This window comes from Haloterrigena sp. KLK7 (assembly GCF_037914945.1).
GTDB classification, from domain to species: domain Archaea; phylum Halobacteriota; class Halobacteria; order Halobacteriales; family Natrialbaceae; genus Haloterrigena; species Haloterrigena salinisoli.
This window is the reverse complement of record NZ_CP149787.1, coordinates 2,295,993-2,322,111: the sequence shown is the minus strand read 5'-3', so window position 1 is coordinate 2,322,111 and position 26,119 is coordinate 2,295,993. Positions and strand designations below refer to the sequence as shown.

Sequence of the window (26,119 nt, the reverse complement as noted above, 5' to 3'; positions counted from 1 at the left end):
CCGTCGCCTACTTCCAGAACCGTTTCGCGAACCGCGAGAGGAGCCCCTCGTCGGGCTCGCTGACGTCGTCCCACAGGGTGAACGCTTCGGCGACGTCGGCGGCCTCGCTGGCGACGTGGTCCTCCGCGTCGGGGACGACGACGGCGAGGTTCACCTCGTAGTGGCCGTGGTAGCCGAACTTCAGCAGCGTCCGATCGCGGAAGCCGTCGACGAACTCGCGGACGTCGTCGGAGAGTTCGTCGGCGACGAGGACGAACGTGAAGTCCGTCCCGAAGTGTTCCTCGTCGGGGACGACGCGCTCGTCGGCGAGGTCGTGACCGAGGTCGACGAGGCGCTCGAGGGCCGCGACCGTCGGCCGCGACTCGCGCCGGGCGAAGAGGTACTCCTCGGCCTCGTGGTCGGCGTAGGAGAGCGCCGGGTGGAAGAACTGCTTCTGACTGCGCACGCGCATCTCCCCGTAGAGGTCCCAGCGCTCGCCGCGGACCGAGTGGTTCCGCTCGAGGTCGTAGTTGTACATCAACCGATCGGAGATCCGATCGAGGTACTCGTCGTCCCAGTCGGGCACTGCCTCGCGGATCTCTGCCGGGAGTTCGTCCGGTTGCACCTTCTCGCTCATCGTGGGTCCGTGGGGAACGATCGCGGTCGCGTCCGGTTCGACGCCGGTTCGGCCTCGCGCCGATCCGTGGTCCGAATTTGCATACCACCGGTTACCGTCGGGGTATCAAATAATCGTCGGTGAGAGCGGCGTCAGCGACGCTCGGGTCCGACGGTGTACCGATTCGGGCGGCAGCTTTTAGCCGTCGGAGACGTAGTACCCTGCGAGGGATTCCCATGGGAGGCAAGAAAACCGAGGCCTGCGGCCGCTGTTCGATGTCGACGGTCGTCGACGTCGCCTCGTCCGACGACGGAGACGGCGAGAGCGAGGACGAATCGAATCGCGACCCGTTCGGCGAGAGCGCCATCGAGGTCGACGACGAGACGCTCCGACGCGTCTCGCCGGGCGCCTGGGCGAGTCGCGTGACCGACCGCATCAACGCCCTCGGACGGCGACTCATTTACGGTCAGTAGAGCGGTCACTGGGGCCGATATCGGGAGCGAGAATCGAGTCCGGGCCGGGACGGAACCGAAACCGAACTCAGCTCATCGTCACGAGATACGTGATCGCGAACAGCACGATCGCGGCCGTGGCGACGTTGATGAGTCCGAACTCGAGGACGCCCAGGAACGACAGCCCCCAGACGATCGTCCACGCGAACAGCGTCGACAGGACCGCGTTCATCGCGATCAGCACGCGGGGATCGCCCCGCGATCCCGCCGCGCCCGCCTCGAACCCCTCCCGTTCGGAGTCGCTATCGCTCATACAGGGAGAGATCGGCACCGTCACTTATACCTTCGCCGTCCCGAGCCGTCGGGCCGTCTCCGGGTCGGGGCCGTCGGTGCCGAACCCGGACCGGACGTCCGGAGCACTGCCGATTCGGCGGTGCCGACCACGACTATATAGCTCTATATTTCTCGACGGCGAACGCACCGTATGCGCCTTCGTAACCGCCACGGCTCGCGCGTCGATCCGGTGCCGTTCGTCGTCGTCGTCGGTCTCACCTTCATGATCTCGCTCTCGTTCGGACCGCTGTACGGACAGGCGCTGGGACTGTCGCTCGAGGCGGCGATCGCCGCCTCGACGGTCCTGTTCGCCGTCGCCACCGTCGCCGCCTATCACCGACAGGTGTGGACCGCGCGGCCGGAACTCGCGAGGGAAGTGCCGGCCGCGGTCCGCGCCGAGCGCCTGTTCTACCTGATCCCGATCCTGGCGTCCCTCATCGTCGCCCTTGCCATTCCACTGGTCCTCGGGTAGTCCCGACCGTTCCTCGAGCGGCACCGCCGCGAGTGTGCGTCGGTTCGCGCCGGCCGCGAGTCCCCCGATTCGCGCCGGGAATAAGTGTGCGACACACTCGCATAGTATTATTGGCGTCGCCGACGAGTAGTCGCGCATGGGGCTCGTCGATTCGCTGAAAGACGCACTCGAATCGCCCGCACCGAACCGTCGTCCGACGGACGGCTCGTCGGGCGCCTACTGGTGTGACGACTGCGGCGTCCGAATCCGGGACGTCGAACTCGAGGGGGAGCCCACGTGCCCCGACTGCGGCGCGGAGATGCGCTTCGAGCGGGCGACCGGCGGCGACTGCGCGTGCTGACGGTCGTCCGGTGAGACGCGGACTCAGGGCTCGCGGACGACCGACTCCGCGCCCTGCTCGTCGGGGAAGGGGCCGTCGTGGCCGGTCTCCCACTCCGCGTCGGTCACCAGCGCGTCGTCGAGGGCGGCCCGTAGTTCGGACTCGTCGTAGTCGGTGCCGATGAACACCAGTTCCGTCCGCCGGTCGCCGTGCTCGTCGTGCCACTCGAGGTCGGGACGGTTCGACCGATACATGTCGCGCTCGACCGCGGGCAGGCTCGCGATCCAGGGGCCCCGTGCGGTGGCCCTGATCGACGGTCCCGCCTGCGCGATCGCGACGCGCATCTCGTTGTCGGCGATCCAGGCGGTTCCCTTCGCGCGGACGATCGACTGCGGCAGGTCCCGGAGGAACGCGGCGAACCGTTCGGGGTGAAACGGCCGTCGCTGTCGGTAGACGAACGACGAGACGCCGTAGACTTCGTCAGGGTGGTGGTGGCCGCCGTGGTCGTGATCGCCGGCACCGTGGTCGCGATCGGACGGTCCGTCCGTGTCGTCCAGCGCGCGCTTCCAGCCCGGGAGATCGTTCACCCGGTCGGGTTCGAAGCGGTCCGCGCCGAGCAGTCGGGCGGGATCGACCGCGGAGAACTCGGTGGGGATCGTCTCGGCGTCGGGCTGGAGCGCGCGGACGAGGTCCTCGGCCGCCGCGAGTTCCGCCTCGCTACACAGATCCGCCTTGTTGAGCAGCACGACGTTCGAGACTTCGACCTGTTCGACGAGCAGGTCCGACAGCGGCCGGTCGCCCTCGTCGCCGCGCCGTTCGGGCGTCCCCTCGCCGGCGAACGCCTCGAGGAAGGCGGGCGTGTCGAGGACGGTCACGAGCGTGTCGACGTCGTAGCGGGCGGCGACGCGGGACTCGGTCGTGAACAGCCGCGCGACGGGCGCGGGCTCGGAGATGCCCGACGACTCGACGACGAGGTGGTCGAACGAGCGGTCGCGGGCCAGCCTGACCACGGCGGTCTCGAGGTCGTCCTGCAGCTCACAGCAGATACAGCCGTTCGAGAGCTCCGCGACGCCGTCGTCGAGTTCGAGCTCCGACCCCTCGGCGACGAGCTCGGCGTCGACGTTGACCTCGCCCATGTCGTTGACCAGCACCGCGAGCGTCCGCTCGCCGGCGTTCGAGAGCAGGTGGTTGAGCAGCGTCGTCTTTCCGGCCCCCAGGCTCCCGGAGAGGATCGTCACGGGGATCCGGTCGTCGGAGTCCGTGTTCGTGTTCGTGTCCGTCATCGTCCCCATATCCGGTCACTGGGATCGGAGCGCCTTGAAAGCGAGCCACGACTGTTTTCACCGTTGGATACGGAGGTACGGGCATGGACCTGGCCGATCGGATCGAATCGTTCCGGCAGACGCTCGAGGAGTGGCTGCGAGGGCTCTATCACGGCATGATCTCGCATCCGGCCTACGAGAAGATCGAGAAGGAGGCCGAGGACGCCGAGGACGCGTTCATGCTGGCGTGTTTCCCGGACGCCTTCGGCATCCCGTCGCCGGTCTCGTACTACACCGCCGAGCTGCTGCCCTACCTCGAGGACGAGTTCGAATCGTGGGAGCGACGCCTCTGGGACCGCGGAACGTACCTCGAACGCAAGGGCCAGCAGTACCACTTCTGATCTCATGGAACCGTTCGTCTTCTTCGGCGGCAAGGGCGGCGTCGGCAAGACGACCGTTTCGTGCGCCTACGGGCTCAAGTGCGCCCGCGACGGCCACCGGACGCTCGTCGTCTCGACCGACCCGGCCCACTCCGTCACGGACGTGTTCGATCAGTCCTTCGACGACTCGCCGCGGTCGGTCGAGGGGATCGACGGCCTCGACGCGATGCAGATCGACCCCGAGGACGAGGTCACGCGCCACTTGGACGAGATCCGGCAGAACCTCTCGGAGCAGGTGTCGGCGTCGATGGTCAACGAGATCAACCGGCAACTCGAGATGGCCCACGGGACGCCGGGCGCCTACGAGTCGGCGCTGTTCGACCGGTTCGTCGACGTGATGCGCGACGCGGACGACTACGATCGGGTCGTCTTCGACACCGCGCCGTCGGGGAGCACCCTGCGGCTGCTCGGCCTCCCCGACCTGCTCGAGGGGTGGATCGACCGGCTGATGTACAAGCGCCGGACGAGCATCGATCTCTTCGAGAAGGCCGCGGTCGGCAACAACGAACCGCGGCGCGTGATGGACGGCGATCCCGTCCTCCGACGGCTCGAGGAGCGCAAGGAGTTCTTCGAGTTCGCCGGGTCCGCGCTCCACGACGACGCCGCCTTCTTCCTCGTCCTGAACCCGGACGAACTCTCGCTGAACGAGACCCGTCGCTCGATCGACGACCTCCGGGAGAAGGGGTTCGCGGTCCGCGGACTGGTCGCCAACAAACTCACGCCGTCGCCCGATCCCGACGAGAACGGCCGCGGCGCGCGCTACCTCCGCGAGCGCGTCGAGACGGAGGAAGAGCGCCTCGAGACGATCCGCTCGGAGTTCGAGCCGCCGCTGGTCGCCGAGATCGGCTGGCGGAGCGCGGAGGTCAAGGGCGATCTGCTGGACGACGTCGCGGCCGAACTCGACGTCGAGACGGCGGTCGAACCGCCGACGCACGTGTAGCCTGCACGCGCGCATAGCGGTCGCTCTCTGCCTGCTATGCGCACTCGTAGCACACGAGCGGCGGAGGGAAACCCGTTTAGGCGCTGCCCGTCCAGAGCGGGTAATGAGTCGGAGTTACCGGATCGGACTCGTCGGCAAACCCTCTGTCGGCAAGTCCTCCTTCTTCAATGCAGCCACGATGAACGACGTGCCCGAGGGCGCGTATCCGTTCACGACCATCGACCCCAGCGTGGGCGAGGCCTACGTCCGCGTCGACTGTGCGGCCCCCGAGTTCGACGAGGAGTGTACGCCCAACGTCGGCTACTGCGACGACGGAACGCGGTTCGTCCCGACGAAACTCGTCGACGTCGCCGGCCTCATCCCCGGCGCCCACGAGGGCGCCGGCCTCGGCAACCAGTTCCTGACAGATCTCAACGAGACGGACGTGCTCGTCCACGTCGTCGACTTCTCGGGACAGACCGACCTCGAGGGCGAACCCACCGAGGATCACGACCCCCGCGAGGACATCGACTTCTTAGAGGAGGAACTCGATCAGTGGTATCTCGACGTCTTTGAGAAGGGGATCAACCGGTACGAGTCCGGCTACACGACCGAGGACGACGCCATCGAGGAGGAGCTCGCCGAGCAGATGAGCGCGTTCAAGACGAACGAGGACGAGATCAAGCGACTCATCCGCCGGGTCGACGTCGGCTTCGATCCCGCCGAGTGGGACGACGAGGACAAACTCGAGCTCGCCCGGGAGATCCGTAAGGAGACCAAGCCGATGGTCGTCGCGGCGAACAAAATGGACCTGCCGGACGCACAGGAGAACTACGAGGAGATCACGAACGACCCCGACTACGACCACCTCACGTTCGTTCCCTGCAGCGCCCACGCCGAGAAGGCGCTGAAATCGGCCGACAAGGCCGACGTCGTCGACTACCGTCCCGGCGACGCCGACTTCGAGATCACGGGCGATATCTCGGGCGAGCAGGAGCAGGGCTTGGAGCAGATCCGGGACTTCCTCGACGAGTACGGCGCGACGGGCGTCCAGGCGGCCCTCGAGACCGCGCTGTTCGACGTGCTGGGCGTCGTTCCGGTGTTCCCCGGCGGCGCGAACGGGCTGGGCAACGAGCGCGGCGAGGTGTTGCCCGACTGCTACCTGATTCCGCCGAACTCGACCGCCGAGGACTTCGCGTACAGCCTCCACTCCGACATCGGCGACGGCTTCCTCCACGCGATCGACTGCCGGACCAACCGCCAGCTCGGCAAGGATTACGACGTCGAGTCGCGGGACGTGATCGAGATCATCACGACGAACTAATCGCCCGTCGTCGCCCCGAGAGACACGCCTTCTGTCTCCGAATACGAACGGTGAGCCGCCGGGTCCGATGAGGGCCATCCCCGTCCGCTCTGATCGACGGGATCGATTCGCGCCCGTCTCGAGCGGCCGGCAGACCGGGATCGCGACGTGATCGGTATCGGGACAGTCGTTTTCACAGTATTGTCGAGTTGCGAAGGTCGCAGCTCCGCCCGTCCCGACCCCCATATTCTTCCCTTCGGACTGCTGATTAGAACGGATACCGTCGTGGTTTGGGGAACGTATTATCACGAGGTTCCGAGACTGCAAAACCGAGATTCGTGGAGCGGGATGATGTGGACGGGACGATTCGCTCCTTGCTGCACCGGGACTCCGGGGGATTACGACGCGGGAAATAGCGGAGCAAGTCGGGTCGATCACCTCGATACGTCGATTGCCGTGTGCCGTCAGGCGATCAAACCGTTCCCCCGACGAGAGTTTCTTTATAGAGTTATAAGTGTTGTTTTTATATATTTTATATACAAGAATATTTAGGTAGACGTGGTTCACTCACTCGATTGAGTAGCATGTCAGTCACAGATCGCTCCGCTCGTTCGCCGGACGTCCCCGCCGACGAGAACGGCGAATCGAACGCGGACGCGTCGACAGCCCTCTCTCCAGACGACACGTTTCACATCCTCCAGACCTTCCGACGGCGAGAGTCGATCCGATACCTGCTGCGGGCAGACGGCCCCGTCAAGATGCGCGACGTCGCCGAACACGTCGCCGCGCGGGAACACGAGACGACCGTGGCCGCGCTGACCTCCACACAGCGCCAGCGCGTCTACATCCCGCTCTACCAGTCACACCTCCCGAAACTCGATACCGCCGGTGTCATCGAGTACGAGAAGTCCCGCGGGATCGTGCGACCGACCGCGCGACTCGAGTCGTTCCGACCGTATCTCGAGGCGGCGGCCTCGACGGACGCGGAGTTCGATCGAGCGAGTCGCGAGGCGTCCCGAGACGGGCACCGACCCACCGTCGCAGCGCTCGGGGCGGGCGTCGCCTTCCTGCTCGCGACCGCGGCGGGAGCGCTACACGTTCCCGGAGTGGTCCTCGGCGGGGCGATCGTCGCGCTGTTCGTCGTCGCGATGGCCGTATTCTGAAGCCGTGACCCGGACGTTTCGCTGCGAACCGCTTATCGACGCTGCGCCGCGTCGTCGATTCGTCAGACGAACGTCTGCCGAACAGTTACGGGCGTCGACGTGAAACGACAGATCGCCTGCACCCTGTCACTGGTTCGCGGTCTCACCCGCTCCGACGCAGACGCGGCTCATCGGCGCCACTATGCCGTGAAAACGGGAGCGGGTGGTGTGTCTTGCTGCGACGCTGCTCCCGTGATAGGCAGTCCCAACTGGACGCTAATAATGGCATCGACTCGAGATGAATCGCCGGTTGCGGACGGCGTCACGCGACGGATCCCGGCCCTCGAGTCGCGACGGTCCGATGCGCTCGGATTCGGGCGACGGTCCCGTCACCGCGCTCACGGGCGATCGCATTCGCGAGTCACCCGAGCGCGTCCGTAACTCAGTCGAACGCGTCCTCGAGGGCCTCGAGCAGCCGCGAGCACTCGCCCTTCCGTTTCCAGGCGGCGATCCGGTCGCCGAACGGCAGCGGGGCCGACAGCGAGACCGACGAGCGGATCGCGACTCGAGTGCCGCCGGCCGCGTCCTCGAGTTCGATCCACGTCTCCATGTGGGAGAACGGACCCTGGTCGCCCTCTTGCGTATAGTATATCGCGCCGTCGCGGTCCTCGAACCGCAACGGGAGGGCCATGCCGGGGCCGCTGGCGAGGACGACCACCGCGTCGTCCCGGTCGTCGATCGCCTCGACGGTGAAACTCCCCTCCGCGCGGACGATCGTCGGCGGATCGAGCCACTCCGAGAGCTCCGCGGGCGTCGCCTCGACGACTCGATCGACCGTCACCTGACGCATACCGTTCACGTTCGACTCGACTGATATAAATGACGGTGGCGGCGATCGCTACCGAGGCGACAAGTTCTCGTCGTCGGGGCCCAATCTCGAAACGAATGACCGCGCGGACCGCGCTCTCCTATCGACCCGCGAAGCCCGAACTCGCCGTCTTCGTCTCGGGGATCACCAGCATGGGGATCGAAATCCTCGCTCTCCGGATCGTCGCGCCGCAGTTCGGCAGCCACATCTACACCGTCGGCGGCATCATGACGGTCTGTCTCGCGGCGTTGAGCCTGGGCTACTGGCAAGGCGGCAAGCGAGCGGCCGACGCGACCGACCGGGAGATGACCTGGCTGTTGCTCGGGACGGCGGTGTACATGGCGGTCGTGATCTACGCCAGCGACATGCTGTTGAGCCAGACGTCGGCGCTGGCGTTGCCGGCGCGGTACGCCGCCCTCCCGTCCTCGATCATCCTGTTCGGTCCGCCGACCTACCTGCTCGGCTTCATCAGCCCCTACGCGGCCGAACTCTCGAGGAAGGAGGGCACCGGTGAGGCGTCGGGACACGTCTACGCGCTGGGGACCATCGGCAGCATCCTCGGCTCGGCCGCGACGACGTTCGTCCTCATCCCCGCGCTGACCGTCGACACCATCGGCCTCGTCTTCGGCGTCACCCTCGTCGCGACGGCGATCGCCATCGAGGCGCCCTCGCTGCCCCAGAAGCCGACGCTCGCGAGCGTCGGCATCGCGGTCCTGCTCATCGTCGCGACCGGCGCCGGCCCGGTCGCGCTCGACCACCGCGGCGACGTCGTCCACCAGACCCAGACCGCCTACCAGGAACTCGAGGTCGTCGACGACGGCGACGTCCGGACGCTGTACTTAGACGGCGCTCGCCACAGCGCGATGGATCTCGAGGAACGCGAGCGTCACGTCTTCGAGTACACGAGGTACTTCCACCTGCCGATGCTGATGACCGACGACGTCGAGGACGTCGACGACGTGCTGTTCATCGGCGGCGGCGGCTACACGGGGCCGAAGGACTTCGAGCGGCGCTACGACGTCGACGTCGACGTCGTCGAGATCGATCCGGAGGTGACCGACACCGCCGAGGAGTACTTCAGCCTCGAGCACGGCGAGAACATGACCACGCACACCGTCGACGGCCGGCAGTACCTCCAGAACACCGAGGAGACCTACGACGTGATCGTCCTCGACGCCTACAAGAAGGATCAGGTGCCCTTCCACCTGACCACCGTCGAGTTCATGGAGCTCGCCTCCGATCGGCTGGCCGACGACGGGGTCTTCCACGCCAACGTCATCGCCGCGCCGACTGGCGCCGCCGGCGAGTTCTACCGCGCCCAGTGGAAGACGATGGACGAGGTCTTCGGCGGCACGTACGCGTTCCGGACCTCCAGTACCAACGAGATCCAGAACATCGAAATCACGGCGACCAACGCCGAGACCGACTTCTCCGAGGCCGACCTCGCCGAGCGAAACGACGAGCGCGACCTCGGCATCGACCTCTCCGACGAGGTCGAGAACTACATGGACGAGCCCGATACCTCGGACGCGCCCGTGCTCCGCGACGACCGCGGCGAGGTCGACAGTCTGCTCGATCCGATGCTCGGTCAGCGGTACGTCATCGAGGAGACCGGCGACGGTTCGAGCTCCGGCGGCGATGACCCGAGTGCACCCGCGATCGCACTCGGTACGGCGCCGCTCGCGGTCGCAGCCGGCCCGAAAAAGCGCGTATCGGTGGAGCGGTAACCGAACTGTCCTAGCTGGTTTCGTTCCCGCCGCCCGTGACGACCACCGGTCGATCGGAGTTGAGAATCACCGACTGGGTGACGCTGCCGAAGACGGCCTTGCCGACCGGAGAGCGCTTCCGACCGCTGAGGACGAGCTCGTCGACGTCGTACTCCGCGGCCGCCTCGTGGATGTCGCCGTCTTCGACGTCGCCGCTGCCCTCGAGGACGGTCACCTCGATGCCCGCCTCCTCGAGGCGTTCCGTCGCTCGGCGGACGGATCCGACCCGCGACGCCGACTCGAACTGCTCGACCGCTTCGGGCAGGTCTGCGCTCTCCTCGTCGAAGATGAACAGCACGTAGGCCTCGACGGAGTCGGCCGCGTCGGGTAGCGACGCGACGTACGTCGCCTGTTCGATCGCCCGATCCTCGTTCGTGTCGACGGGGACTAAAACGCGATACATGGCGGATCGTTCACATACTCACGTAATAAAACCGACTTACGCCCCCACCTCGCCGGAACGAACGCGGTTCGACTCCCGACCTCGAGTCACCGGCTCGATCGCGCGCTCGAGGCCGGACACTCGCGTCGGATCGCCTCGGTCGCCTCGCTGACGGCGGATCGACCGGGAAAAGAGACCGTTCGACGGACGCGCGTCTGTCGACGGGTAGACGGCAGCGCGGATCGTTCGGTCGGCGTCTTCCGCCGACGCTTACTCCTCGTCTTCCTCTTCCTCTTCGTCAGCTTCGGCCGCCGCCTCGTCTTCCTCCTCGGCTTCCCCCTCGACTTCGATTTCCGCCTCGACCTCGATCTCCAGGCCGTCCGTCTCGAACTCGCCCTCGAACTCGCGGCGGTCCTCGGCCTCGAGCTCGAGTTCCTCGCTGTCGACTTCGACCTCTACCTCGACATCGACGGTGACGTCGGAATCGTCCATATCTCTCCGTCAACCGAGAGCAGTAAAATAGTATCGAGTGCTCTCGCTGGTCGAAGGGACGTGGGAGCTAAACGCACGGATATCGTTATGTAGCCGGCCGCCAACGGCCACTATATGGCAGGAGACGCCCTCGAGCGTGCCGTCCTCGAGCGAGAACCCGACGATCGGCTCCGGATCCTCGACGCCGAGGGGAGGGTCGTCGCACCGGACCTGGAACCCGACCTCGAGGCGGGGACGCTGCGGTCGATGTACCGGGACATGCGCTTCTCCCGACGGTTCGACGAGCGGATGATCAGCCTCCAGCGACAGGGCCGACTGGGCACCTACGCCTCGCTCGCGGGCCAGGAGGGCTCCCAGATCGGGTCGACGTACGCGCTCGCGGACGACGACATGCTGTCGTTCCAGTACCGGGAACACGGCGCCGTCGTCTCGCGGGACCTCCCCTGGGAGTACCTGCTGTACTGGATGGGCCACGAGGACGGCAACGCCGCGCTGGCCGAGATCGACGTCTTCCCGCTGAACATCTCGATCGGCGGCCACCTCCCGCACGCGGTCGGCTGGTCGTGGGCCGCGAAACTGAACGGCGACGAGCGCGTCGGCGTCGTCCACTTCGGCGACGGCGCGACCAGCGAGGGCGACTTCCACGAGGCGATGAACTTCGCGGGCGTCTTCGACACCCCGACGGTCTTCTTCTGTAACAACAACCAGTGGGCGATCTCGATCGCGCGGGAGAACCAGACCGCGAGCGCCACTATCGCGCAGAAGGCCGACGCCTACGGCTTCACGGGCGTGCAGGTCGATGGGATGGATCCGCTGGCCTGCTACGTCGTCACGCGGGCCGCGCGGGAGAAGGCGCTCGCGTCCGACGGCGACCGACTGCGCCCGACGCTGATCGAGGCCGTCCAGTACCGCTACGGCGCGCACACGACCGCCGACGATCCCTCGGCCTACCGCGACGAGGCCGAAGTCGAGCGCTGGCGCGAGCGAGACCCCATCGACCGGTTCGAGACCTACCTCCGGAACCGCGGCGTCCTCGACGACGAGCGGATCGAGACGATCGAGACCGAAATCGAGGCCACCCTCGAGGACCTGGTCGATCGCGCGGAGTCCGCCGAGAGCGATCCGCGCGACCTGTTCGAGCACACGTACGACGAACCGACGCCGCGCCTCGAGGCCCAGCGCGAGGCCCTCGAGGCCCTCCGCGAACGACACGGCGACGACGAATTACTCGATTACGAGTGACGTTCGAACCATAAAGCCGGAACTGGGACAGGTCAACGGCTACCCGACGTTCGTCCCATTCTCGAGTAACATGCAACTCGAGCAGCCGACGCAGGTCGAGCAGTCGACGCGGGAGTCGGAGGGCTGGAACGGAACGGTTCCCAGCGCCGTCGACGCGCGGATCCTCGGACTCGTCGTCGCGGTAGGCGGGCTGGCCGCGTCAGTGAACATCCCCTACGGCGGGGTGCCGATGGCCTTCGCCGCGTTCGCCGTCCTCGCCGGCGGCGGCGTCGTCGCTCACGTGCTCGGTGAGCGGCAACTGCGCCGGATCACCGACGGCCTCGTCGAGCGGTGGGTCGATCACGGCGCCCACATCGAGGACGTCACCCGGTCGTTCGACGGGATGCGAACCGAGTGGACGGTTCGCACGCCCGACGGCGAGATCCGTATCGGCGGCCTCGCGCTGGTCCCGATCAGCCGCTTCTCGGTCGAGTGGCAGGGCGTCGGCGACACCATGGACGCGAGCGAAGCGGAGGAGAACCTCGACGCCCTCGCGACGGGGCTCTACGCGGAGTTCTTCGACATCGGCTCGGCGACACAGCGGTAATCCGACTCGCGCCTCGCGACGCCGTTTCGCGATTTTCGGTTCGGTTCGACCCATACGATAAACTATCAGGCCGACGAGGACACCGTATGCGACTCGATGGCATTCGCGTGCTCGACTGCTCGCGGCTGCTGCCCGGTCCGTACGCGACGCAGTTACTGGCCGACTCCGGCGCCGAGGTGGTGAAAGTCGAGGACACCGACGCGGGCGACTACGCTCGAGCGATGGCCCCGCGCACGGCAGACGGCGTCGGCGCGATTTTCGAGATGGTAAACCGCGGCAAGCGCAGCGTCGCGATCGACCTGAAAACCGACGACGGGCTGGCGGCGTTCTACCGACTCGTCGAGGACGCCGACGTCGTCCTCGAGGGGTTTCGGCCGGGCGTCGTCGACCGGCTGGAAATCGACTACGAGACGCTCACCGAGTACAACGACGACCTGATCTACTGCTCGCTCACCGGCTACGGCCAGGACGGCCCGTGGGCGGATCGGGCCGGCCACGACCTCAACTACGTCGCGCTGGCCGGACTGCTCGACATGACTCGCGAGTCGCCCGACGAGAAGCCCCGGCCGCCCGGTTACCCCATCGGCGACATGGCCGGCGGGCTGTTCGCCGCGTTCGCCGTCGTCGAGGCGCTGCTCGCGAGGGAACTCGGCAACGCCGGCGGCGAGTACGTCGACGTCGCGATGGCCGACGTCGTCGCCTCGTTCGCCCAGCCGGTCGCCTATCAGGCCGCGACCGCCGACCCCGCCGAACCGCGGCCCGGCGAGACGCCGCTGACAGGCGCCTATCCGTGGTACGACTGCTACGAGACCGCCGACGGAACGTGGGTGACCCTCGCGGCCCTCGAGCCGCAGTTCTGGCGGGCGTTCTGCGAGGCCGTCGACCGGGACGACCTGATCGACGAGCACGGCGCGCGGGATCCGGCCGTGCGCGCCGCCCTCGAAGCCGAACTCCGGGACCTCTTCCGCGAGCGATCCCGCGACGAGTGGGAGACGGTCCTCGAGGGGGTCGACGCGGCGTTCGCCGGCGTCTACTCGCCCGCCGAGATGATCGATCACCCCCAGTTCCGGGCGCGAAACCTCGTCGAGCGTCCCGATGGCGCCCCGCCGCGGATCGGATTTCCGGCCCGGTTCGGCGACGAGGCGGGGGAGACGACGGAGGCAACGGACCTCGACGAGCGCGTGCCGGAGCAGGGCGAACACACTCGCCGGTATCTCGCCGACGCGGGCTACGATGCGGAGGAGATCGACGCGCTCTACGACGCCGAGGCCGTACGCTAACCCGACAACGGCAGGGAGAACGCGTACTCGAGGCCGCCTCCTCCCAGAAGTACCTCGCGGCTGCCTCCCATCGTCGTCTCATCGAGTGTATAGTCGACCATACAGGCGCAATAAGACTTAATAATCAGAGTGTCGTCATCCGGTATCGGGTACTTTCCAAATGAATAACTACGAAAAGCGCTACGAATGCCGAGACTGTCTGACCACTATCCACCCGGTTTCGTACCGCGCGAACTGTCCGAACTGTGGCGGCGCGCTCCAGTCGTCGACGCGCCGGTACGGCGACAGGACGAAGACCTGATCGGTCGACGGACGACTCGGATTTCTTCCCGTAGTAGTAATCGTCCGCGTTCAGAGATTGGTTACGACCATACGTAGTTTTTATAGGTTCAAATAACCCATACGGCCACAATACTAGGATATATATTGGATATGTCCGAAGTGGTTATGTAGTGGGTAATGATACCACTGCCCACGCGATGATCACCGTTACACTCGAACGCGTACTGACTCGAGGTGGCCGCACGCTCCGGCCGGAGACACCGGTCAGCGAGGCCGCACAGCGACTTCGCGATCCGGACGTGCCGGCGCTGGTCGTCCTCGAGGACGAGACCGTCGTCGGGATCGTTACCGAATCGGATATCGTCGCCTTCGTCGCCGAGACGCTCGAACCGCATCCGGTCTCGGCGGTCATGTCGTCGCCGGTGACCACGATTTCGCGGGGCGAATCGTTGGTGGCCGCCGCGGAAACGATGCGCGCGAACGGGGTCAAACATCTCCCCGTCGTCAGCGACGGCGCCTACTGCGGCCTCGTCTCCGCCTCGACGCTCGCGCCGTACCTCTCGCGGCGCCGCCTCGAGATCGAGTGGAGGGACGAACCGATTCGAATCGACGCCGACGACGGGCAGGAGGTGCCGGTCAGCGAGTAACGGGACTGATCCCCTTCCGCTCGTTTTTCTCGCGGGTGTCGAGATCGCGTGCGCGATCGTCGCGGCGCTCGAGGCCCTCCTTCGGTCGCGCTATCGCGGGTGGACGGCGGCCGGTTCACCGAGCGCGCCGACGCCGCGTGAGGCTCTCAGTCGAAGAGTTCGTCGTGGCGGCCGGCCAGGTTCGTGTACTCGCCCGACGAGAAGTCCTCGAAGATCGCTTCCGCGTCGACGCCCGTCTCCTCGAGCGGCGTGATTCGGGCAGGGACACCTCGGGCGAACGATTCGGGTGGGATGTCGTACTCGTCGGGAATCACCGTCCCCGCGGCGACGACGCTGCCCGCGCCGACGGTCGAATCCGTGTTGACCGTCGCGTTGAACCCGATCAGCGTCCCCTCTTCGACGGTCGCCTCGTTGAGCACCGCGCCGTGCCCGATCATGACGCGGTCCGCGAGCGTCGAGGCGTGAATCGTCGCGTTGTCGCCGATATGCGCCTGTCTGCCGATGCGGACGGGGCCGATGTCGCCCCTGAGGACGACGCCCGGCCAGACGCTCGCATCGGCGTCGATCCGGACGTCGCCGACTATCGTGGCCTCTCGACTCACCGACGCCGCGTCGTCGATCGTCGGTTCGGTTCCCTCGAACGCGTAGGTTCGACTGTCCACCATAGTGAACGGACAACGAAGGCGCTCATAACTCTGAATGAGGCTTGCCGTGACAATCAGTATCGCGTTGCGGTCGCCGAAACGAGTGCGGAGCCAGCGACCGGTCAGCTATTCGGGGTATTTCCTACCAATGGATGCCATCTAATGGTTTGCAAGCCCGTTACTTATCCCCGGTCGGCACCGACTACTGAGTGTACCCATGAGTCAATCGGAATCCCCCATTCGAGCGATGTTCGACGTCCAGCGAACCGCGGTCAAAGGAAGCCAGCAGCTGTTCAAACAGGGACTGTCCGCCCAGTCCAACGTCGACGCGATGGCGTTAACCGGGCTGAAAGGCCAGGAGTCGCTCCAGCGCCAGCAACTCGAGCTCGCGCAGGCGGCGACCCACAGTTACCTCAACGCGACGAGCGCGCTGTTCCCCGGCGACGAGCCCGGGGACGCCCATCGAACGATCGACGAGACGTTCGCACAGCTGAAGACGACCCACGCCGAGTTCTACGACGCGCTCGAGGGCGAACTCGAGCGAGACGTCGACTCCGCGGACGAGCTCTCGGACGAGTTCGTCGACGCGCTCGAGGAACAGACCGATCAGTTCCTCGAGCTGTCCCGCTCGGTCGAGGACCAGACGGTCGAGAACGTCGACGAGCTCTCGAGTCAGCTCAGCGAGCAACTCGAGCGGACGCAGGAACTGCAGGATCAGGTCGAGGAGCAACTCGAGAGCCAGACCAGCGACGTCGCGGAACTGCTCGACCGCCAGGCCGAACAGGTCGAAGAGTTCCAGCAACAACTCGAGGAGCAGGCCGAGGAAGTGACCCAGCAGCTTCAGGACCAGCAGGTCACGGCGGAGACGAAGATCGAGACCGACCCGGAGCACACGCTCGAGTCCGTCGAGGGAATCGACGCGGACGTCCGCGAGCAACTCGCCGACGCCGGTATCGCGACGGTCGACGACCTCGTTCGCGCCGACGCCGAGACCGTCGCCGAGGCCGCCGACGTCTCGGAGAGCGACGCCGAAGAGTGGATCGATCAGGCCGAAGCCTGAACACGGTTTTCAGCGCCGAGACCGTTCGTCCGATCATGCTCGTTCTCGGCGACGCCCACGCGTCCGAACCGGACCGACGCGAGACCCTTCTCGAACTGTATCGCACCGTCGATCCAGATCGCGTGCTACAGCTCGGCGATCTCGAGCACTACGATCTCCCGGCGCCGACGTGGTTCGTCGCGGGCAACAACGAGGACTTCGACGTCATCGAGGCGCTGCGCGCCGGCGAGAGCCCTCCCGAGGCGAACGGCGTCCACCTGCTCGCGAGCACCGCCGCGACCGTCGACGGGCTGCGCGTGGCCGGCCTCTCGGGCAACTACGCGCCGACGAGGTACGACCGCTCGCGCGACGAACTCGAGGACGACCGTCGACGACACTTCACTCGCGAAGACGTCGAGCGAGCGGCCGAGCTAGACGACATCGACGTCCTCCTCACCCACGAGGCTCCGCACGGCCTGCTGTCCTACGGCTACGATCCCGGCTGCGAGCACGTCGACCGCCTGCTCGAGACCCTCTCGCCGTCGCTCTGTCTGGTCGGCCACCACCACCGCCACCGCGAGACCGAACTCGACGGCGTCGACGTGGTGAGCCTCGCGCCCGCCTGGGAGCGATACTACACGCTCGAGGCCGAGTCGAATGGGCTCCGACTCGAGGGCCACGACCACGATTTCGGCCCCGACGCGTCCGGCTGACTGCGGCGCGAGAGCGACGAACGGCGCCGCGAACCGGCGGCTCGACAGCCGGACGCGTGTCGGTGAACGAACAGAAGCGAGAGAGGGAGAAAACGGCAGAACAGCGGGTCGAACGCCGGGTCCCCTCAGAACGTCTCGAGGTAGCGGTCGATCTCCCACTGGGAGACGTCGACGAGGTACTCCTCGAACTCCTGGCTCTTGGCCTCGACGAACTTCGGCGCGACGTGCTCGCCGAGCGCGTCGTAGATGACCTCGTCCTCCTCTAAGGCCTCGACGGCCTCACCGAGGTTCGACGGGAGCGTCTCGATGCCGTACTCTTCGCGTTTCTGCTCGTCGAACTCGTAGATGTTCTCCCGGACCGGGTCGGGGCAGTCGAGATCGTTCTCGATGCCGTCGAGACCGGCGTGGATGAGCGCCGCGAAGGCGAGGTACGGGTTACAGGACGGGTCGGGGAAGCGAGCCTCGATGCGCGAGGCCGCCGGCGTGCGGGCCGCGGGCTTGCGGATCAGCGCCGAGCGGTTGCGGTCCGACCAGGCGACGTAGACCGGCGCCTCGTAGCCCGGCACCAGGCGCTTGTAGCTGTTGACCGTCGGGTCGGCGACCGCCGTGATCGCCGGCGCGTGCTCTAAGATACCCGCGAGGAACGAGTGCGCCTCGTCGCTGAGGTTGAACTCGTCGTCCTCGTCGTGGAACGCGTTCTCGCCGTCCTCGAACAGCGAGAAGTGCGTGTGCATCCCCGAGCCGTTGATCTTCGGGATCGGCTTGGGCATGAACGTCGCGTGCAGGTCGTGCTGGGCCGCGATGGCGCGGACGACGGTGCGGAAGGTGGCGACGTTGTCCGCGGTCGCGAGCGCGTCGTCGTACTCGAAGTTGATCTCGTGTTGCCCTTCGGCGACTTCGTGGTGGCTGGCCTCGATCTCGAAGCCCATGTCCTCGAGGCCGTAGATGATGTCGCGGCGGACGTCCGAGGCGAGGTCCTTCGGCGCGAGGTCGAAGTAGCCGCCGGCGTCGTTGGTCTTGGTCGTCGCGCGGCCCTCCTCGTCCTCCTCGAACAGGAAGAACTCCGGTTCGGGCGCGGCGTTGACCTCGTAGCCCAGTTCCTCGGCGCGGTCGAGCGCGTTCTTGAGGACGCGGCGCGGGTCGCCCTCGAAGGGTTCGCCCGTGGAGGTGTTGTAGACGTCACAGATCATCCGGGCCGCGGCGCTGTCCTCCTTCTGGCGCCACGGGAGGACGGCGAAGGTGTCCGGGTCGGGGACCAAGCGCATGTCCGATTCCTGAATGCGGACGAATCCCTCAATCGAGGACCCGTCGAAGTAAATACCCTCGCTGAAGGCCTTCTCGGCCTGGCGGGCGGGAACGGAGACGTTCTTTACCGTTCCGAGAATGTCAGTAAACTGGAGACGGAGGAAATCGACGTCTTTCTCCTCGATCTCGTCTAATACCGCCTGCTCGGCCTCAGTGATGTTTCCGCTTGTCATTTTTCTCGTCGTCCTACCCAAGTAACTCTGCTACTAAAACCCTACTGCTCTAAGCAAATCTTCTCTCCATCCCCTGAAAGTGTCTGTTCGTAAATTTCTAAAGGGACCAGTGAGAGGAAGAGTGTGATGACGTACGAAAATCTCGATGCAAAACTAGTGAATGAACTCCTGGGTGACGGGCGGGCGAGCCTCCGTAGCCTCGGCGAGGAGCTCGACGTTTCGGTGACGACCGTCTCGAATCACCTCTCCGATCTCGAGGAACAGGGCGTAATCGAGGGCTACACGCCGCGGGTGGATTACGACGCGGTCGGCTACGACGTCACGGCCGTCGTTCAGCTCCAGGTCGAAGGGAACGCCCTCCCCGACGTCACCGACACGCTTCGCGACCACTCCCAGATGATCTCGGTCTACGAGGTCACCGGCGACTACGACGTCATCGCCATCGGCAAGTTCACCGACACCGACGACATGAACGACGAGATCAAGGAACTGCTGACCGATCCGGATATCAAGGCCTCGAACACGAGCGTCGTCCTCAACGCGGTCAGCGAGAACGAGCAGTTCGAGCTCGAGGTCGACGATAGCTAACTCGAACGGGAGCCGCCGACTCGAACGTTTTCCGGCCCATTACGAGCACTCAGCGCAGCGCCGTCAGCGACTCGCTCCGACCCCGGTCAGTCGTCCCCGTCGGTCAGGGCTTCGGCGGCCGTTTCGCGATCTCCGGCCTGAGCCGCCCACAGCATCGCGTACCGGCCGTTCGCGTCCAGTAACTCCCCGTGATCCCCGCGTTCGACGATTTCGCCGTCCTCGATCACGAGGATCGTGTCCGCGCCCTTGATCGTCGAGAGGCGGTGGGCGATCGTCAGCGTCGTCCGCTCCGCGGTGAGCCGCTCGATCGACTGCTGGATCTGTAGTTCGGTCTTCGTGTCGACGGCGCTGGTCGCCTCGTCCAACACGACGAGCGCCGGATCAGCGAGGACGACGCGCGCGAGCGCGATCCGCTGTCGTTGACCGCCCGAGAGTTTGACTCCCTCCTCGCCGACGCGGGTCTCGTAGCCATCGGGGAGGTCGGCGATGAACTCGTGGGCTCGGGCCGCCCGCGCGGCCTCGCGGACCGCCTCGTCGTCGGCCTCGAACTGGCCGTAGCGGATGTTGTCCGCGATTGTCCCGTCGAAGAGGACCGTCTCCTGACTGACGTAGCCGATCGACGATCGGAGGTCGGCCAGCGAGAGTTCCCGGACGTCGTGGCCGTCGATCCGGATCGAACCCGACTGCACGTCGTACAGCCGGAGGAGCAGTTTGACGAGCGTCGACTTGCCGGCGCCGGTCGGGCCGACGAAGGCGACCGTCTCGCCGGGGTCGGCCGTAAAGGAGACGTCCCGGATGACGGACTCCTCGAAGGCCGTCTCCTCGCCGACGTGGGCCTCGCTGGCGTCGTAGCTAAAGGTGACGTCCTCGTACTCGACGCGACCCTCGAGGGCGTCGAGTTCGACCGGGTCCTCGGGGTCGGCGACGTGGACCGGAATGTCCATCAGGCCGAAGACGCGCTCGCTCGAGGCCTTGGCGTTCTCGTACTGGTCGACGATGTTCGATACTTCGGCCAGCGGGGCGACGATCCGCTGGGTCATGAAGAGGAAGACGACGAAGTCGCCGACCGAGAGGCTGCCGGTCAGCGGCCCGGGCGCCGTGCCGGTCGCGAGCCAGAGGCCGCCGACGAGGAAGGTCCCGGCGAAGGCGAGCCCGGCGAGCAGTTCCATGCCGGGCCGGTAGAAGTACGAGAGTCGGAGGACGGCCATCGTGTCCTCGTAGAGCCGCCGCGACGCCTGCCGCACGCGATCGATCTCGTGGGACTCGCTGTTGGTCGCCTTCGTCAGCGTGACCGCCGAGAGGCTGTTCTCGAGGCGGGTGTTGAGCCAGCCGACGGCGGAGCGCTGGCGAGCGTACCGGGGTTCGACGACGCGCATGAACCAGATCGTGAAGGCGACCATCGCCGGGATCGCCACGAGGGTGACGATCGCCAGTTGCCAGTTGAGATAGAAGAGGACGCCGGCGATTCCGCCGACCATCACCAGCAGCCGCGCGGAGTTCATCAGCGCGTTGTCGAGGAACATCTCGAGGTTCTGCGTGTCGTTGTTCAGCACCGCCATGACCTCGCCGGTCTCCTTGTCGTCGAAGAAGGTCATGTCCAGGCGCTGCATCTTCTCGAAGGAGTCGACGCGCACGGCGTGCATCACGCCGTGGGCGAACAGGTTAGCGGTGACGCCGTAGATCCAGGTGAAGAGGGCGACGATGAGAAACGAAACCGCGACGGCGGCGATGGTGAACCAGAACTGGGCCATCTGGTCGGTCGGCAGCCAGGCGTTGGGGACGATCGGCAACTCGAACGCGCCGTCGCCGGTGAAGACGGCGTCGATGGCGGTACCCAGCAACAGCGGCGGGACGAGGCTCGCCATCCGCGCGACGAAGTTGGCGAGCATCCCCGCGGTGAACCAGCCCAGCCGATCGGGCGCGTATTCCTGAAAGAGTCGCCACAGCGGGCGGTCGACGTGCTCGCGGTAGGCGTCGAACGGCGTCTCGTCGTCGGTGGTACTCACTGGCGAGGGCCTTCCGGTTCGAAACGGAAAGCGGCCATGATTTCGGCAACTGACGGTGTCGACCACTGGGTCGGCAATAGTGGCGCCACGGCTACCGATAGTACAGCAATACCAGTCCGACGGCGAGGAGCATGAGCCCCCACCACAGCGAGTCGCCGGGAAGCGCCTTCAGGACGAGCGTGACGATACCGGAGGTAAACAGCGACCAGCCGAAGGTCGTTTGCGACGACATACGCCGCGTAGTAGCCCCGGCACAAAAGATCACCGGCTTGCCAAGAAACGCGGATTCGGGCCGCGAACCGCCTTCGCGTTCGACTCGAGCGCAACGCTGCACACCGCAAGCGGCCTCGAAGAACGCGGTGCTTAGATCACGCTCCGGACGACCTGATTAGCGTAGTACACCGCCGGATACGTAGCCGGAAACGCGATAACGAACTTGTTCAATCCCATGAAGACGGCGTTGAATCCGTGGAAGAGAATCCCCCCCGCGAACACGACCACTGTCCACTGCGGATCGACGAACAGGACGATCGGAAAAAGGCACTCGAACGCGATAACTAGCCAGGCGCCGACCACGTTGAGATGCGGATATCGCTGCAGGAGGTGGTATATCCGTTCGTCTCCCCAGACCTCGGTCGAAAACACTCCCGCTATTGCGGAGCCGGTCTGCCAGTCCGACGAAACGAGCTTACTCGCGCCGGCGATCAGATACGACAACACGGACTGGGCAGCAATAAACAGGATCGCCGCCGTTTGAACGAGACTCCCGTCGGGGAAGAGCGCTGCGAGGATCAAGCCCGGGACGAGCACGAGTTGCATCTGAAACGCACCGCTGAGTCCGGCCATCTGACGGTACACGATGCCGAGGTGTGTCGCGAAGAGGAGCAACAGTAGTACCCACGAGACACGTCCGAACAGCGCCGTCACGGAAATGGTAATCGCAAGGGCGAGCCTGGCGATCAGCAGTAGTCGGAACCGTGGGGGTCTCAGCAGTCGTTCTGCAAACGGAGCGAGCAGTCCACTGGTGCGTACGAACCGCTTCGAAACCTCCCAGTTGAGAAGGCCGTCGTCGGCGAATCGGTCCCGCGTGTACAGTTGCTCCAGTGAGGAGATGAGCACCTGAACGCCGACCAGAAACACCATGACACGGATCGCCGCGTGGAGCGTGAAGCCGTCGTCGATCATCGTTCCAACTCGTGGAAATGAGAGAGGAACAGCGGTTCGTACCGATCACTCGCACGGGAGTGTTGCAGTATCAAAAACTGCGTGCTCTCGCTCAACGGCGAGTGGTCTCGACGACTGACGTACCGAAGTAACGCGAGATAGAGTACGGACAACTCGAGGTGACCCAGATCGACCGAGCGGAGTTCGAGTTGTCCGCCGTCATCGACGGCGTCGGCGGCGTCTCTCGTATTCGCATACTGCTGGCTCGCGTTCGTACTCAAATTCTCCGCGATATCGAACAACGCTTTACTCCGATACAGATGGGGGTTCCAGATCCATCGAAATTTGCCGGGCGATCGATTGATTCCGGATACCCTCCGCCAGTTCGTTACCTCGCCGTCGACGTATCGATCGCGGTATACGAGATAGTAATCGTACCGTCCGGGATGCGGTGAGAAGAAGTTCCACTTCGGGACGAGCGTGTGTAACGGCCCCATTCGTTCCGACAGGAACTCTGATCCGGGGGTCGTGGCGTTTACGACCGTCAGTCCCAACCACAGGAGGAGAACCGAGATGATCGAAGCTGTCAACCAATCCATACGGTAGCGTTATATTGCAGATATATTAACACTACGGTATATTGATTCTATATCGGCTGGGGATGGAGTATAGCCGTCTCGAAACGGGTTTCGGGACGTTCAGTAGCGTCGATCAGTTCAGATAGCGAGGTCGCGCTCTCGGATCGTAGTGAGCGCGTATCTGTAGGAAAGCCAGCCTGCTCCCGACAGCAGTATCAGACTCGTTACGGGACCGGCGATTGCGACGACGCGCGGCGGGACGTCAACGACCGAGGCGATAGACGGTGCGCCGTGTAGACCGACGATCGCCGGCAATCCGAGGACGATTATTGCTGCGCTAAACACGAATACAGCTTCCAGACGTGGAGTCTGCATGCCGGCGGTACTCGTTGGATCGATTCCGTCGAACTGCGGAAGGGCGACGCCGATACCGAGTGCGAGAACTGGAGCGATCGCACCGAGAAGCGCACCGAACACGACGAGTCCGGCGCGGGTGAGCAGTTCCAATTCCGTCATCGAACCTGCCACTGCAGTCGCGAGACCGACGAGGATACACCCGGGTATCGCTGCGGAAAGCGCATACCCCGTGAGGACGTGGCGTCCTCCGTGCGGCGACGTCAACGTCCCGCGCAACGCCCGCCCCTCGCTCCCGAGCGGATTGAGGGTCACACCGACGCCGACGGTCGCCGCGCCGTAAATCGCGACGATTAGCGGAATACCGTCCGGAAACCGAGTTGCGACGCTCCCGCCGGCGCTCGCGGTAAGCACGATCAACAATCCACCGAACAGCAACGCTCGAGGCTCGCGGCGAAGTCGTCGCCACGTCACTCGAACGACGGCGGCTACCGGCCGCGACAGCACTCGCCGTAGCAGCCCGTCGACCGGCGACTGGCTTCGTTCCGTCGGATCCGATGGGAGTTGAGACCGCTCGTCCGCGAGCCACAGTCGCTCGCCGATTCGCGGCGAAATCGATGCACTCGCGATAAAGGCCACCGGCATCGCGATCAACGCGACCGTCGCACGGACCGGAGACGCAGCAGGCGTCGAGATAAGGGCGAGGTCAGCGTACCAGCCGATCGGAACAGCACGCAAGAGTTCGACCGATTCCCGAAGGGACACGAATACCGCGAACATGCCAACGACGAGTGGCCCCCCGACGATCAGTTTGTGCTCGCGAAGGACCGCGACGCGAACGAACGCGAGTTGTAACGTCAGCGCGATCGGATACGCCACGGCAACGGCCGTAACGAACAACGCGCCGCCGGCAAAGACGATCATGACGGTCGTGAGCACCGCGCCCGAACCAGCGCCGAACGCGACCGCAGCGGCGAGTAAGATGAGTCCTGCGGTGCGCCAACTGAACGCGAGATACGTCAACAGTTCAGCGGTCGTGAGGGTCGTCGCCGGAACGGCGACGAGGTGGTCGTCCGTTTCGCCGTTCATCGCCCCGTTTCCCATCGCTTTCGGAAGCAAGACCAGATAGATGACGAGCAGGAATAGTACGCCTGCGGCGCCGCGTCCCAGTTCGAGCACGGTCGTTTCGTGGCCGCTGGCGAACCGCGTTCCGTAGACGTACGCGCCCGGCTCGGACCAAAACGCCTCGTACCCGGGGAACGGCAATCGTCCGACGACAGCGGGAACGATAATCAGCAGCGGAAGCACCTGAAACGCAGCGAGCATCGGTTTCGCTCTCAGCTTTCGGTACTGCCGAACGGAGCGCGTTTTGGCGATCAGCACGCTCGTAGCGACTTGGTCCCACATCGTTCTTGATTTCACGCGCTCGTCTCGACGGTAGTATCAGTCGTGATTTCGAGGAACGCGTTCTCGAGGGTCGGTTCTTCGTTTGATTCGATACGTCGTTCGAGCGTGTCGGGCGTTCCGTTCGGACTGAGGAATCCGTAGATCGGTTCCCGATCGATCGAGAGCGATAACGAATCCACAGCAGCAGTGCTACCGTACTCTTTCCGCAGATGTGAAGTCCTGATAGCGTGCCGAGAGGTCACAGCAAATCGTTTCGAACCCATGTATATAGAGTTTTCTCGATATGAGTACGATAGATAATACCGATCGTCGATAAAATACGGCGTTCTGCCGTCCGTTCGACGGACGCCAGCGCTATCACGGCGTATCGGTGGTCGTTGCCTCGGTCACCTCAAGGGCGGTCGGTTCAGGCAGTGAGCGTATCGCGGGCATCCAGCAGTTCCTCGACCGATGCACCGGCATCGGCGTCACCGAGCGTCCGATCATCGAACTGGCTCAGAGCCGGATCGGCGGATCCCGTTCCGGCCGCTGCCGCCCCAATGAGAACGCCAGCGGCGAACGCGAGCGCCGCTGCCGATGCACCGGCGGGGCCGGCCAGCACGGCCGCAGTGTCGGTGTCTTCCGGGGCGGCGTGAGTCGCGTCGCGCTCGACCTGATCGGTCGGCGGCGGCGCGACGACGACGCAATAGTCCCACTCGAAGTCGGGTGCCTCGTCGTCACCGTCCTCGGCGATGTACTCGCGAACCTCGAACGCGGAGTGGTCGAGCGAGCCGCCGTCGTACGGCGCCATCGCTGCACCGAACCGATCCGAGCCAGCAGCGGTCGTGGCGACCGTCCGATCGTGGTATACGATATCTGCGATGACCGGAGCCGCAGTGCCGGTAGAGGTATCCGGATCGATTTCGGCCGCGAGACGGTTCCGAACGTCGAGCGCGAGTTCGGTATCGCCGCTGACGACTGCACGCTCGAACTCCGCGAGGAGGTCGGATCCGGTTTCGGCGCCCAGAGCGGTGATCGTCCCTTCGAGTGGAGTCCCCGCAACGGCGTCCGACTCGAGTTCGATCACGCGCGGCGTTCGCTGCCGTTGCCGGCGGTTCGCCTGGTTCCGACGGGTGGACTGTTCGGTCGCTGCGTCGAACTGAGACGTGTGGCGATCGGTTACTAATTCGAGCGCGGTCCGTGCTTCGTCGACCAGTCGTGCTGTGATGTCTGGCGTCTGTACTTTCATCTACGAAATCGTGTTATCACCAGTCATTAATAAATATATTGCTAAGAAGAAATGTATTGATTCCGCGGAAAATAAGATGATGGAATGTGGTGGGTATCGGACGTACTGTCACCCGCAGTTCCGGCTGAAAGACGGGCA

General features: G+C 65.2%; 30 protein-coding genes. 17 read left to right on the top strand and 13 right to left on the bottom strand.

What is annotated here, in order from left to right; translation table 11 throughout:
- Nucleotides 1-7: 7 nt before the first annotated feature.
- Nucleotides 8-616, bottom strand: coding sequence for a hypothetical protein (locus tag WD430_RS11440; RefSeq protein WP_339102577.1), 609 nt, complete (start codon nt 614-616; stop codon nt 8-10).
- 215 nt (nt 617-831) lie between these two features.
- Here WD430_RS11440 and WD430_RS11435 point away from each other — a divergent pair, with 215 nt between their 5' ends.
- Nucleotides 832-1,068: a hypothetical protein gene (locus WD430_RS11435; protein ID WP_339102576.1), complete on the top strand. Its 237-nt coding sequence runs from the start codon at nt 832-834 to the stop codon at nt 1,066-1,068.
- Between the two features lie 67 nt (nt 1,069-1,135).
- Here the strand turns inward: WD430_RS11435 and WD430_RS11430 are convergent, their stop codons facing one another.
- On the bottom strand, nt 1,136-1,360 hold the full coding sequence (locus WD430_RS11430; RefSeq protein WP_339102575.1) for a hypothetical protein: 225 nt from the start codon (nt 1,358-1,360) through the stop codon (nt 1,136-1,138).
- Between the two features lie 171 nt (nt 1,361-1,531).
- On the opposite strand from WD430_RS11430, the gene WD430_RS11425 reads away from it, so the two are divergent.
- Together WD430_RS11425 and WD430_RS11420 are read left to right on the top strand one after the other, a co-directional pair.
- Complete coding sequence (locus WD430_RS11425; protein WP_339102574.1) at nt 1,532-1,852, top strand: hypothetical protein; 321 nt, start codon at nt 1,532-1,534, stop codon at nt 1,850-1,852.
- A 136-nt stretch (nt 1,853-1,988) separates the two neighbouring features.
- Nucleotides 1,989-2,192 (top strand): hypothetical protein, encoded by a 204-nt coding sequence (locus tag WD430_RS11420; protein ID WP_339102573.1) that lies wholly within the window; start codon nt 1,989-1,991, stop codon nt 2,190-2,192.
- Nucleotides 2,193-2,215: 23 nt separating this feature from the next.
- Here WD430_RS11420 and WD430_RS11415 read toward each other — a convergent pair whose 3' ends face one another.
- The gene (locus tag WD430_RS11415; RefSeq protein WP_339105815.1) at nt 2,216-3,454 is read right to left on the bottom strand and encodes a GTP-binding protein; all 1,239 of its coding nucleotides are present in this window, start codon (nt 3,452-3,454) and stop codon (nt 2,216-2,218) included.
- A gap of 83 nt (nt 3,455-3,537) precedes the next feature.
- On the opposite strand from WD430_RS11415, the gene WD430_RS11410 reads away from it, so the two are divergent.
- The 4 genes from WD430_RS11410 to WD430_RS11395 all read left to right on the top strand — a co-directional run bounded on the left by WD430_RS11410 (nt 3,538) and on the right by WD430_RS11395 (nt 7,258).
- On the top strand, nt 3,538-3,834 hold the full coding sequence (locus WD430_RS11410; protein ID WP_012944129.1) for a hypothetical protein: 297 nt from the start codon (nt 3,538-3,540) through the stop codon (nt 3,832-3,834).
- Between the two features lie 4 nt (nt 3,835-3,838).
- The gene (locus WD430_RS11405) at nt 3,839-4,813 is read left to right on the top strand and encodes a TRC40/GET3/ArsA family transport-energizing ATPase (protein ID WP_339102572.1); all 975 of its coding nucleotides are present in this window, start codon (nt 3,839-3,841) and stop codon (nt 4,811-4,813) included.
- 103 nt (nt 4,814-4,916) lie between these two features.
- The gene (locus WD430_RS11400) at nt 4,917-6,116 is read left to right on the top strand and encodes a redox-regulated ATPase YchF (RefSeq protein ID WP_339102571.1); all 1,200 of its coding nucleotides are present in this window, start codon (nt 4,917-4,919) and stop codon (nt 6,114-6,116) included.
- Nucleotides 6,117-6,679: 563 nt separating this feature from the next.
- The gene (locus tag WD430_RS11395) at nt 6,680-7,258 is read left to right on the top strand and encodes a hypothetical protein (protein WP_339102570.1); all 579 of its coding nucleotides are present in this window, start codon (nt 6,680-6,682) and stop codon (nt 7,256-7,258) included.
- Nucleotides 7,259-7,679: 421 nt separating this feature from the next.
- Here the strand turns inward: WD430_RS11395 and WD430_RS11390 are convergent, their stop codons facing one another.
- Nucleotides 7,680-8,087 (bottom strand): SRPBCC family protein, encoded by a 408-nt coding sequence (locus WD430_RS11390; RefSeq protein ID WP_339102569.1) that lies wholly within the window; start codon nt 8,085-8,087, stop codon nt 7,680-7,682.
- 95 nt (nt 8,088-8,182) lie between these two features.
- Between WD430_RS11390 and WD430_RS11385 the strand changes: the two genes are divergently transcribed.
- Entirely contained in the window at nt 8,183-9,832 is a 1,650-nt protein-coding gene (locus tag WD430_RS11385; RefSeq protein WP_339102568.1) for a fused MFS/spermidine synthase, read from the top strand.
- A gap of 10 nt (nt 9,833-9,842) precedes the next feature.
- Here the strand turns inward: WD430_RS11385 and WD430_RS11380 are convergent, their stop codons facing one another.
- Nucleotides 9,843-10,274 carry a universal stress protein gene (locus tag WD430_RS11380; protein ID WP_339102567.1) on the bottom strand — a complete coding sequence of 144 codons (432 nt, stop codon included), beginning with the start codon at nt 10,272-10,274 and terminating at the stop codon, nt 9,843-9,845.
- A 249-nt stretch (nt 10,275-10,523) separates the two neighbouring features.
- Nucleotides 10,524-10,745: a hypothetical protein gene (locus WD430_RS11375; RefSeq protein ID WP_339102566.1), complete on the bottom strand. Its 222-nt coding sequence runs from the start codon at nt 10,743-10,745 to the stop codon at nt 10,524-10,526.
- A 114-nt stretch (nt 10,746-10,859) separates the two neighbouring features.
- Here WD430_RS11375 and pdhA point away from each other — a divergent pair, with 114 nt between their 5' ends.
- The 5 genes from pdhA (at nt 10,860) to WD430_RS11350 (ending at nt 14,782) form a co-directional block, all read left to right on the top strand.
- A complete protein-coding gene (pdhA, locus tag WD430_RS11370) occupies nt 10,860-11,987 on the top strand; it encodes a pyruvate dehydrogenase (acetyl-transferring) E1 component subunit alpha (protein WP_339102565.1) in 1,128 nt (375 codons plus the stop codon).
- A gap of 70 nt (nt 11,988-12,057) precedes the next feature.
- Nucleotides 12,058-12,573, top strand: a complete 516-nt coding sequence (locus WD430_RS11365; RefSeq protein WP_339102564.1) for a hypothetical protein — start codon at nt 12,058-12,060, stop codon at nt 12,571-12,573.
- A gap of 86 nt (nt 12,574-12,659) precedes the next feature.
- On the top strand, nt 12,660-13,853 hold the full coding sequence (locus tag WD430_RS11360) for a CaiB/BaiF CoA-transferase family protein (protein ID WP_339102563.1): 1,194 nt from the start codon (nt 12,660-12,662) through the stop codon (nt 13,851-13,853).
- Between the two features lie 160 nt (nt 13,854-14,013).
- Nucleotides 14,014-14,154, top strand: a complete 141-nt coding sequence (locus WD430_RS11355; protein WP_339102562.1) for a rubrerythrin-like domain-containing protein — start codon at nt 14,014-14,016, stop codon at nt 14,152-14,154.
- Nucleotides 14,155-14,332: 178 nt separating this feature from the next.
- Nucleotides 14,333-14,782, top strand: a complete 450-nt coding sequence (locus WD430_RS11350) for a CBS domain-containing protein (RefSeq protein WP_339105814.1) — start codon at nt 14,333-14,335, stop codon at nt 14,780-14,782.
- Between the two features lie 146 nt (nt 14,783-14,928).
- Here WD430_RS11350 and WD430_RS11345 read toward each other — a convergent pair whose 3' ends face one another.
- Complete coding sequence (locus WD430_RS11345; protein ID WP_339102561.1) at nt 14,929-15,447, bottom strand: gamma carbonic anhydrase family protein; 519 nt, start codon at nt 15,445-15,447, stop codon at nt 14,929-14,931.
- Nucleotides 15,448-15,673: 226 nt separating this feature from the next.
- Between WD430_RS11345 and WD430_RS11340 the strand changes: the two genes are divergently transcribed.
- Nucleotides 15,674-16,486: a helix-hairpin-helix domain-containing protein gene (locus WD430_RS11340; protein WP_339105813.1), complete on the top strand. Its 813-nt coding sequence runs from the start codon at nt 15,674-15,676 to the stop codon at nt 16,484-16,486.
- Between the two features lie 35 nt (nt 16,487-16,521).
- A complete protein-coding gene (locus WD430_RS11335) occupies nt 16,522-17,178 on the top strand; it encodes a metallophosphoesterase (RefSeq protein ID WP_339102560.1) in 657 nt (218 codons plus the stop codon).
- Nucleotides 17,179-17,303: 125 nt separating this feature from the next.
- Here WD430_RS11335 and glnA read toward each other — a convergent pair whose 3' ends face one another.
- Nucleotides 17,304-18,656 carry a type I glutamate--ammonia ligase gene (gene glnA / locus WD430_RS11330; RefSeq protein WP_339102559.1) on the bottom strand — a complete coding sequence of 451 codons (1,353 nt, stop codon included), beginning with the start codon at nt 18,654-18,656 and terminating at the stop codon, nt 17,304-17,306.
- A gap of 126 nt (nt 18,657-18,782) precedes the next feature.
- Here glnA and lrp point away from each other — a divergent pair, with 126 nt between their 5' ends.
- Nucleotides 18,783-19,244, top strand: coding sequence for an HTH-type transcriptional regulator Lrp (gene lrp / locus WD430_RS11325; protein WP_339102558.1), 462 nt, complete (start codon nt 18,783-18,785; stop codon nt 19,242-19,244).
- 86 nt (nt 19,245-19,330) lie between these two features.
- On the opposite strand, the gene WD430_RS11320 is transcribed toward lrp, so the two are convergent.
- From WD430_RS11320 to WD430_RS11310, 3 genes are all read right to left on the bottom strand, one after another.
- Entirely contained in the window at nt 19,331-21,250 is a 1,920-nt protein-coding gene (locus tag WD430_RS11320; protein ID WP_339102557.1) for an ABC transporter ATP-binding protein, read from the bottom strand.
- Nucleotides 21,251-21,341: 91 nt separating this feature from the next.
- Nucleotides 21,342-21,482: a hypothetical protein gene (locus WD430_RS11315; RefSeq protein WP_008894056.1), complete on the bottom strand. Its 141-nt coding sequence runs from the start codon at nt 21,480-21,482 to the stop codon at nt 21,342-21,344.
- Between the two features lie 131 nt (nt 21,483-21,613).
- Nucleotides 21,614-22,435: a hypothetical protein gene (locus tag WD430_RS11310; protein WP_339102556.1), complete on the bottom strand. Its 822-nt coding sequence runs from the start codon at nt 22,433-22,435 to the stop codon at nt 21,614-21,616.
- A 158-nt stretch (nt 22,436-22,593) separates the two neighbouring features.
- On the opposite strand from WD430_RS11310, the gene WD430_RS11305 reads away from it, so the two are divergent.
- A complete protein-coding gene (locus WD430_RS11305) occupies nt 22,594-22,869 on the top strand; it encodes a hypothetical protein (protein ID WP_148225343.1) in 276 nt (91 codons plus the stop codon).
- A 261-nt stretch (nt 22,870-23,130) separates the two neighbouring features.
- Here WD430_RS11305 and WD430_RS11300 read toward each other — a convergent pair whose 3' ends face one another.
- Both WD430_RS11300 and WD430_RS11295 read right to left on the bottom strand, forming a co-directional pair.
- Nucleotides 23,131-24,672 (bottom strand): hypothetical protein, encoded by a 1,542-nt coding sequence (locus WD430_RS11300; RefSeq protein ID WP_339102555.1) that lies wholly within the window; start codon nt 24,670-24,672, stop codon nt 23,131-23,133.
- Between the two features lie 487 nt (nt 24,673-25,159).
- The gene (locus WD430_RS11295) at nt 25,160-25,981 is read right to left on the bottom strand and encodes a hypothetical protein (protein WP_339102554.1); all 822 of its coding nucleotides are present in this window, start codon (nt 25,979-25,981) and stop codon (nt 25,160-25,162) included.
- Nucleotides 25,982-26,119 lie beyond the last annotated feature (138 nt).

What these genes read in the sequence shown, in the direction of transcription:
- WD430_RS11295 (WP_339102554.1), bottom strand. Translation starts at nt 25,981, where the DNA reads ATGAAAGTACAGACGCCAGACATCACAGCACGACTGGTCGACGAAGCA.
- WD430_RS11405 (WP_339102572.1), top strand. Translation starts at nt 3,839, where the DNA reads ATGGAACCGTTCGTCTTCTTCGGCGGCAAGGGCGGCGTCGGCAAGACG.
- WD430_RS11420 (WP_339102573.1), top strand. Translation starts at nt 1,989, where the DNA reads ATGGGGCTCGTCGATTCGCTGAAAGACGCACTCGAATCGCCCGCACCG.
- glnA (WP_339102559.1), bottom strand. Translation starts at nt 18,656, where the DNA reads ATGACAAGCGGAAACATCACTGAGGCCGAGCAGGCGGTATTAGACGAG.
- WD430_RS11355 (WP_339102562.1), top strand. Translation starts at nt 14,014, where the DNA reads ATGAATAACTACGAAAAGCGCTACGAATGCCGAGACTGTCTGACCACT.
- WD430_RS11410 (WP_012944129.1), top strand. Translation starts at nt 3,538, where the DNA reads ATGGACCTGGCCGATCGGATCGAATCGTTCCGGCAGACGCTCGAGGAG.
- pdhA (WP_339102565.1), top strand. Translation starts at nt 10,860, where the DNA reads ATGGCAGGAGACGCCCTCGAGCGTGCCGTCCTCGAGCGAGAACCCGAC.
- WD430_RS11415 (WP_339105815.1), bottom strand. Translation starts at nt 3,454, where the DNA reads ATGACGGACACGAACACGAACACGGACTCCGACGACCGGATCCCCGTG.
- WD430_RS11425 (WP_339102574.1), top strand. Translation starts at nt 1,532, where the DNA reads ATGCGCCTTCGTAACCGCCACGGCTCGCGCGTCGATCCGGTGCCGTTC.
- WD430_RS11335 (WP_339102560.1), top strand. Translation starts at nt 16,522, where the DNA reads ATGCTCGTTCTCGGCGACGCCCACGCGTCCGAACCGGACCGACGCGAG.
- WD430_RS11430 (WP_339102575.1), bottom strand. Translation starts at nt 1,360, where the DNA reads ATGAGCGATAGCGACTCCGAACGGGAGGGGTTCGAGGCGGGCGCGGCG.
- WD430_RS11360 (WP_339102563.1), top strand. Translation starts at nt 12,660, where the DNA reads ATGCGACTCGATGGCATTCGCGTGCTCGACTGCTCGCGGCTGCTGCCC.
- WD430_RS11440 (WP_339102577.1), bottom strand. Translation starts at nt 616, where the DNA reads ATGAGCGAGAAGGTGCAACCGGACGAACTCCCGGCAGAGATCCGCGAG.
- WD430_RS11365 (WP_339102564.1), top strand. Translation starts at nt 12,058, where the DNA reads ATGCAACTCGAGCAGCCGACGCAGGTCGAGCAGTCGACGCGGGAGTCG.
- WD430_RS11345 (WP_339102561.1), bottom strand. Translation starts at nt 15,447, where the DNA reads ATGGTGGACAGTCGAACCTACGCGTTCGAGGGAACCGAACCGACGATC.
- WD430_RS11340 (WP_339105813.1), top strand. Translation starts at nt 15,674, where the DNA reads ATGTTCGACGTCCAGCGAACCGCGGTCAAAGGAAGCCAGCAGCTGTTC.
- WD430_RS11300 (WP_339102555.1), bottom strand. Translation starts at nt 24,672, where the DNA reads ATGCTCGCTGCGTTTCAGGTGCTTCCGCTGCTGATTATCGTTCCCGCT.
- WD430_RS11380 (WP_339102567.1), bottom strand. Translation starts at nt 10,274, where the DNA reads ATGTATCGCGTTTTAGTCCCCGTCGACACGAACGAGGATCGGGCGATC.
- WD430_RS11390 (WP_339102569.1), bottom strand. Translation starts at nt 8,087, where the DNA reads ATGCGTCAGGTGACGGTCGATCGAGTCGTCGAGGCGACGCCCGCGGAG.
- WD430_RS11315 (WP_008894056.1), bottom strand. Translation starts at nt 21,482, where the DNA reads ATGTCGTCGCAAACGACCTTCGGCTGGTCGCTGTTTACCTCCGGTATC.
- WD430_RS11395 (WP_339102570.1), top strand. Translation starts at nt 6,680, where the DNA reads ATGTCAGTCACAGATCGCTCCGCTCGTTCGCCGGACGTCCCCGCCGAC.
- lrp (WP_339102558.1), top strand. Translation starts at nt 18,783, where the DNA reads ATGACGTACGAAAATCTCGATGCAAAACTAGTGAATGAACTCCTGGGT.
- WD430_RS11400 (WP_339102571.1), top strand. Translation starts at nt 4,917, where the DNA reads ATGAGTCGGAGTTACCGGATCGGACTCGTCGGCAAACCCTCTGTCGGC.
- WD430_RS11375 (WP_339102566.1), bottom strand. Translation starts at nt 10,745, where the DNA reads ATGGACGATTCCGACGTCACCGTCGATGTCGAGGTAGAGGTCGAAGTC.
- WD430_RS11385 (WP_339102568.1), top strand. Translation starts at nt 8,183, where the DNA reads ATGACCGCGCGGACCGCGCTCTCCTATCGACCCGCGAAGCCCGAACTC.
- WD430_RS11310 (WP_339102556.1), bottom strand. Translation starts at nt 22,435, where the DNA reads ATGATCGACGACGGCTTCACGCTCCACGCGGCGATCCGTGTCATGGTG.
- WD430_RS11350 (WP_339105814.1), top strand. Translation starts at nt 14,333, where the DNA reads ATGATCACCGTTACACTCGAACGCGTACTGACTCGAGGTGGCCGCACG.
- WD430_RS11435 (WP_339102576.1), top strand. Translation starts at nt 832, where the DNA reads ATGGGAGGCAAGAAAACCGAGGCCTGCGGCCGCTGTTCGATGTCGACG.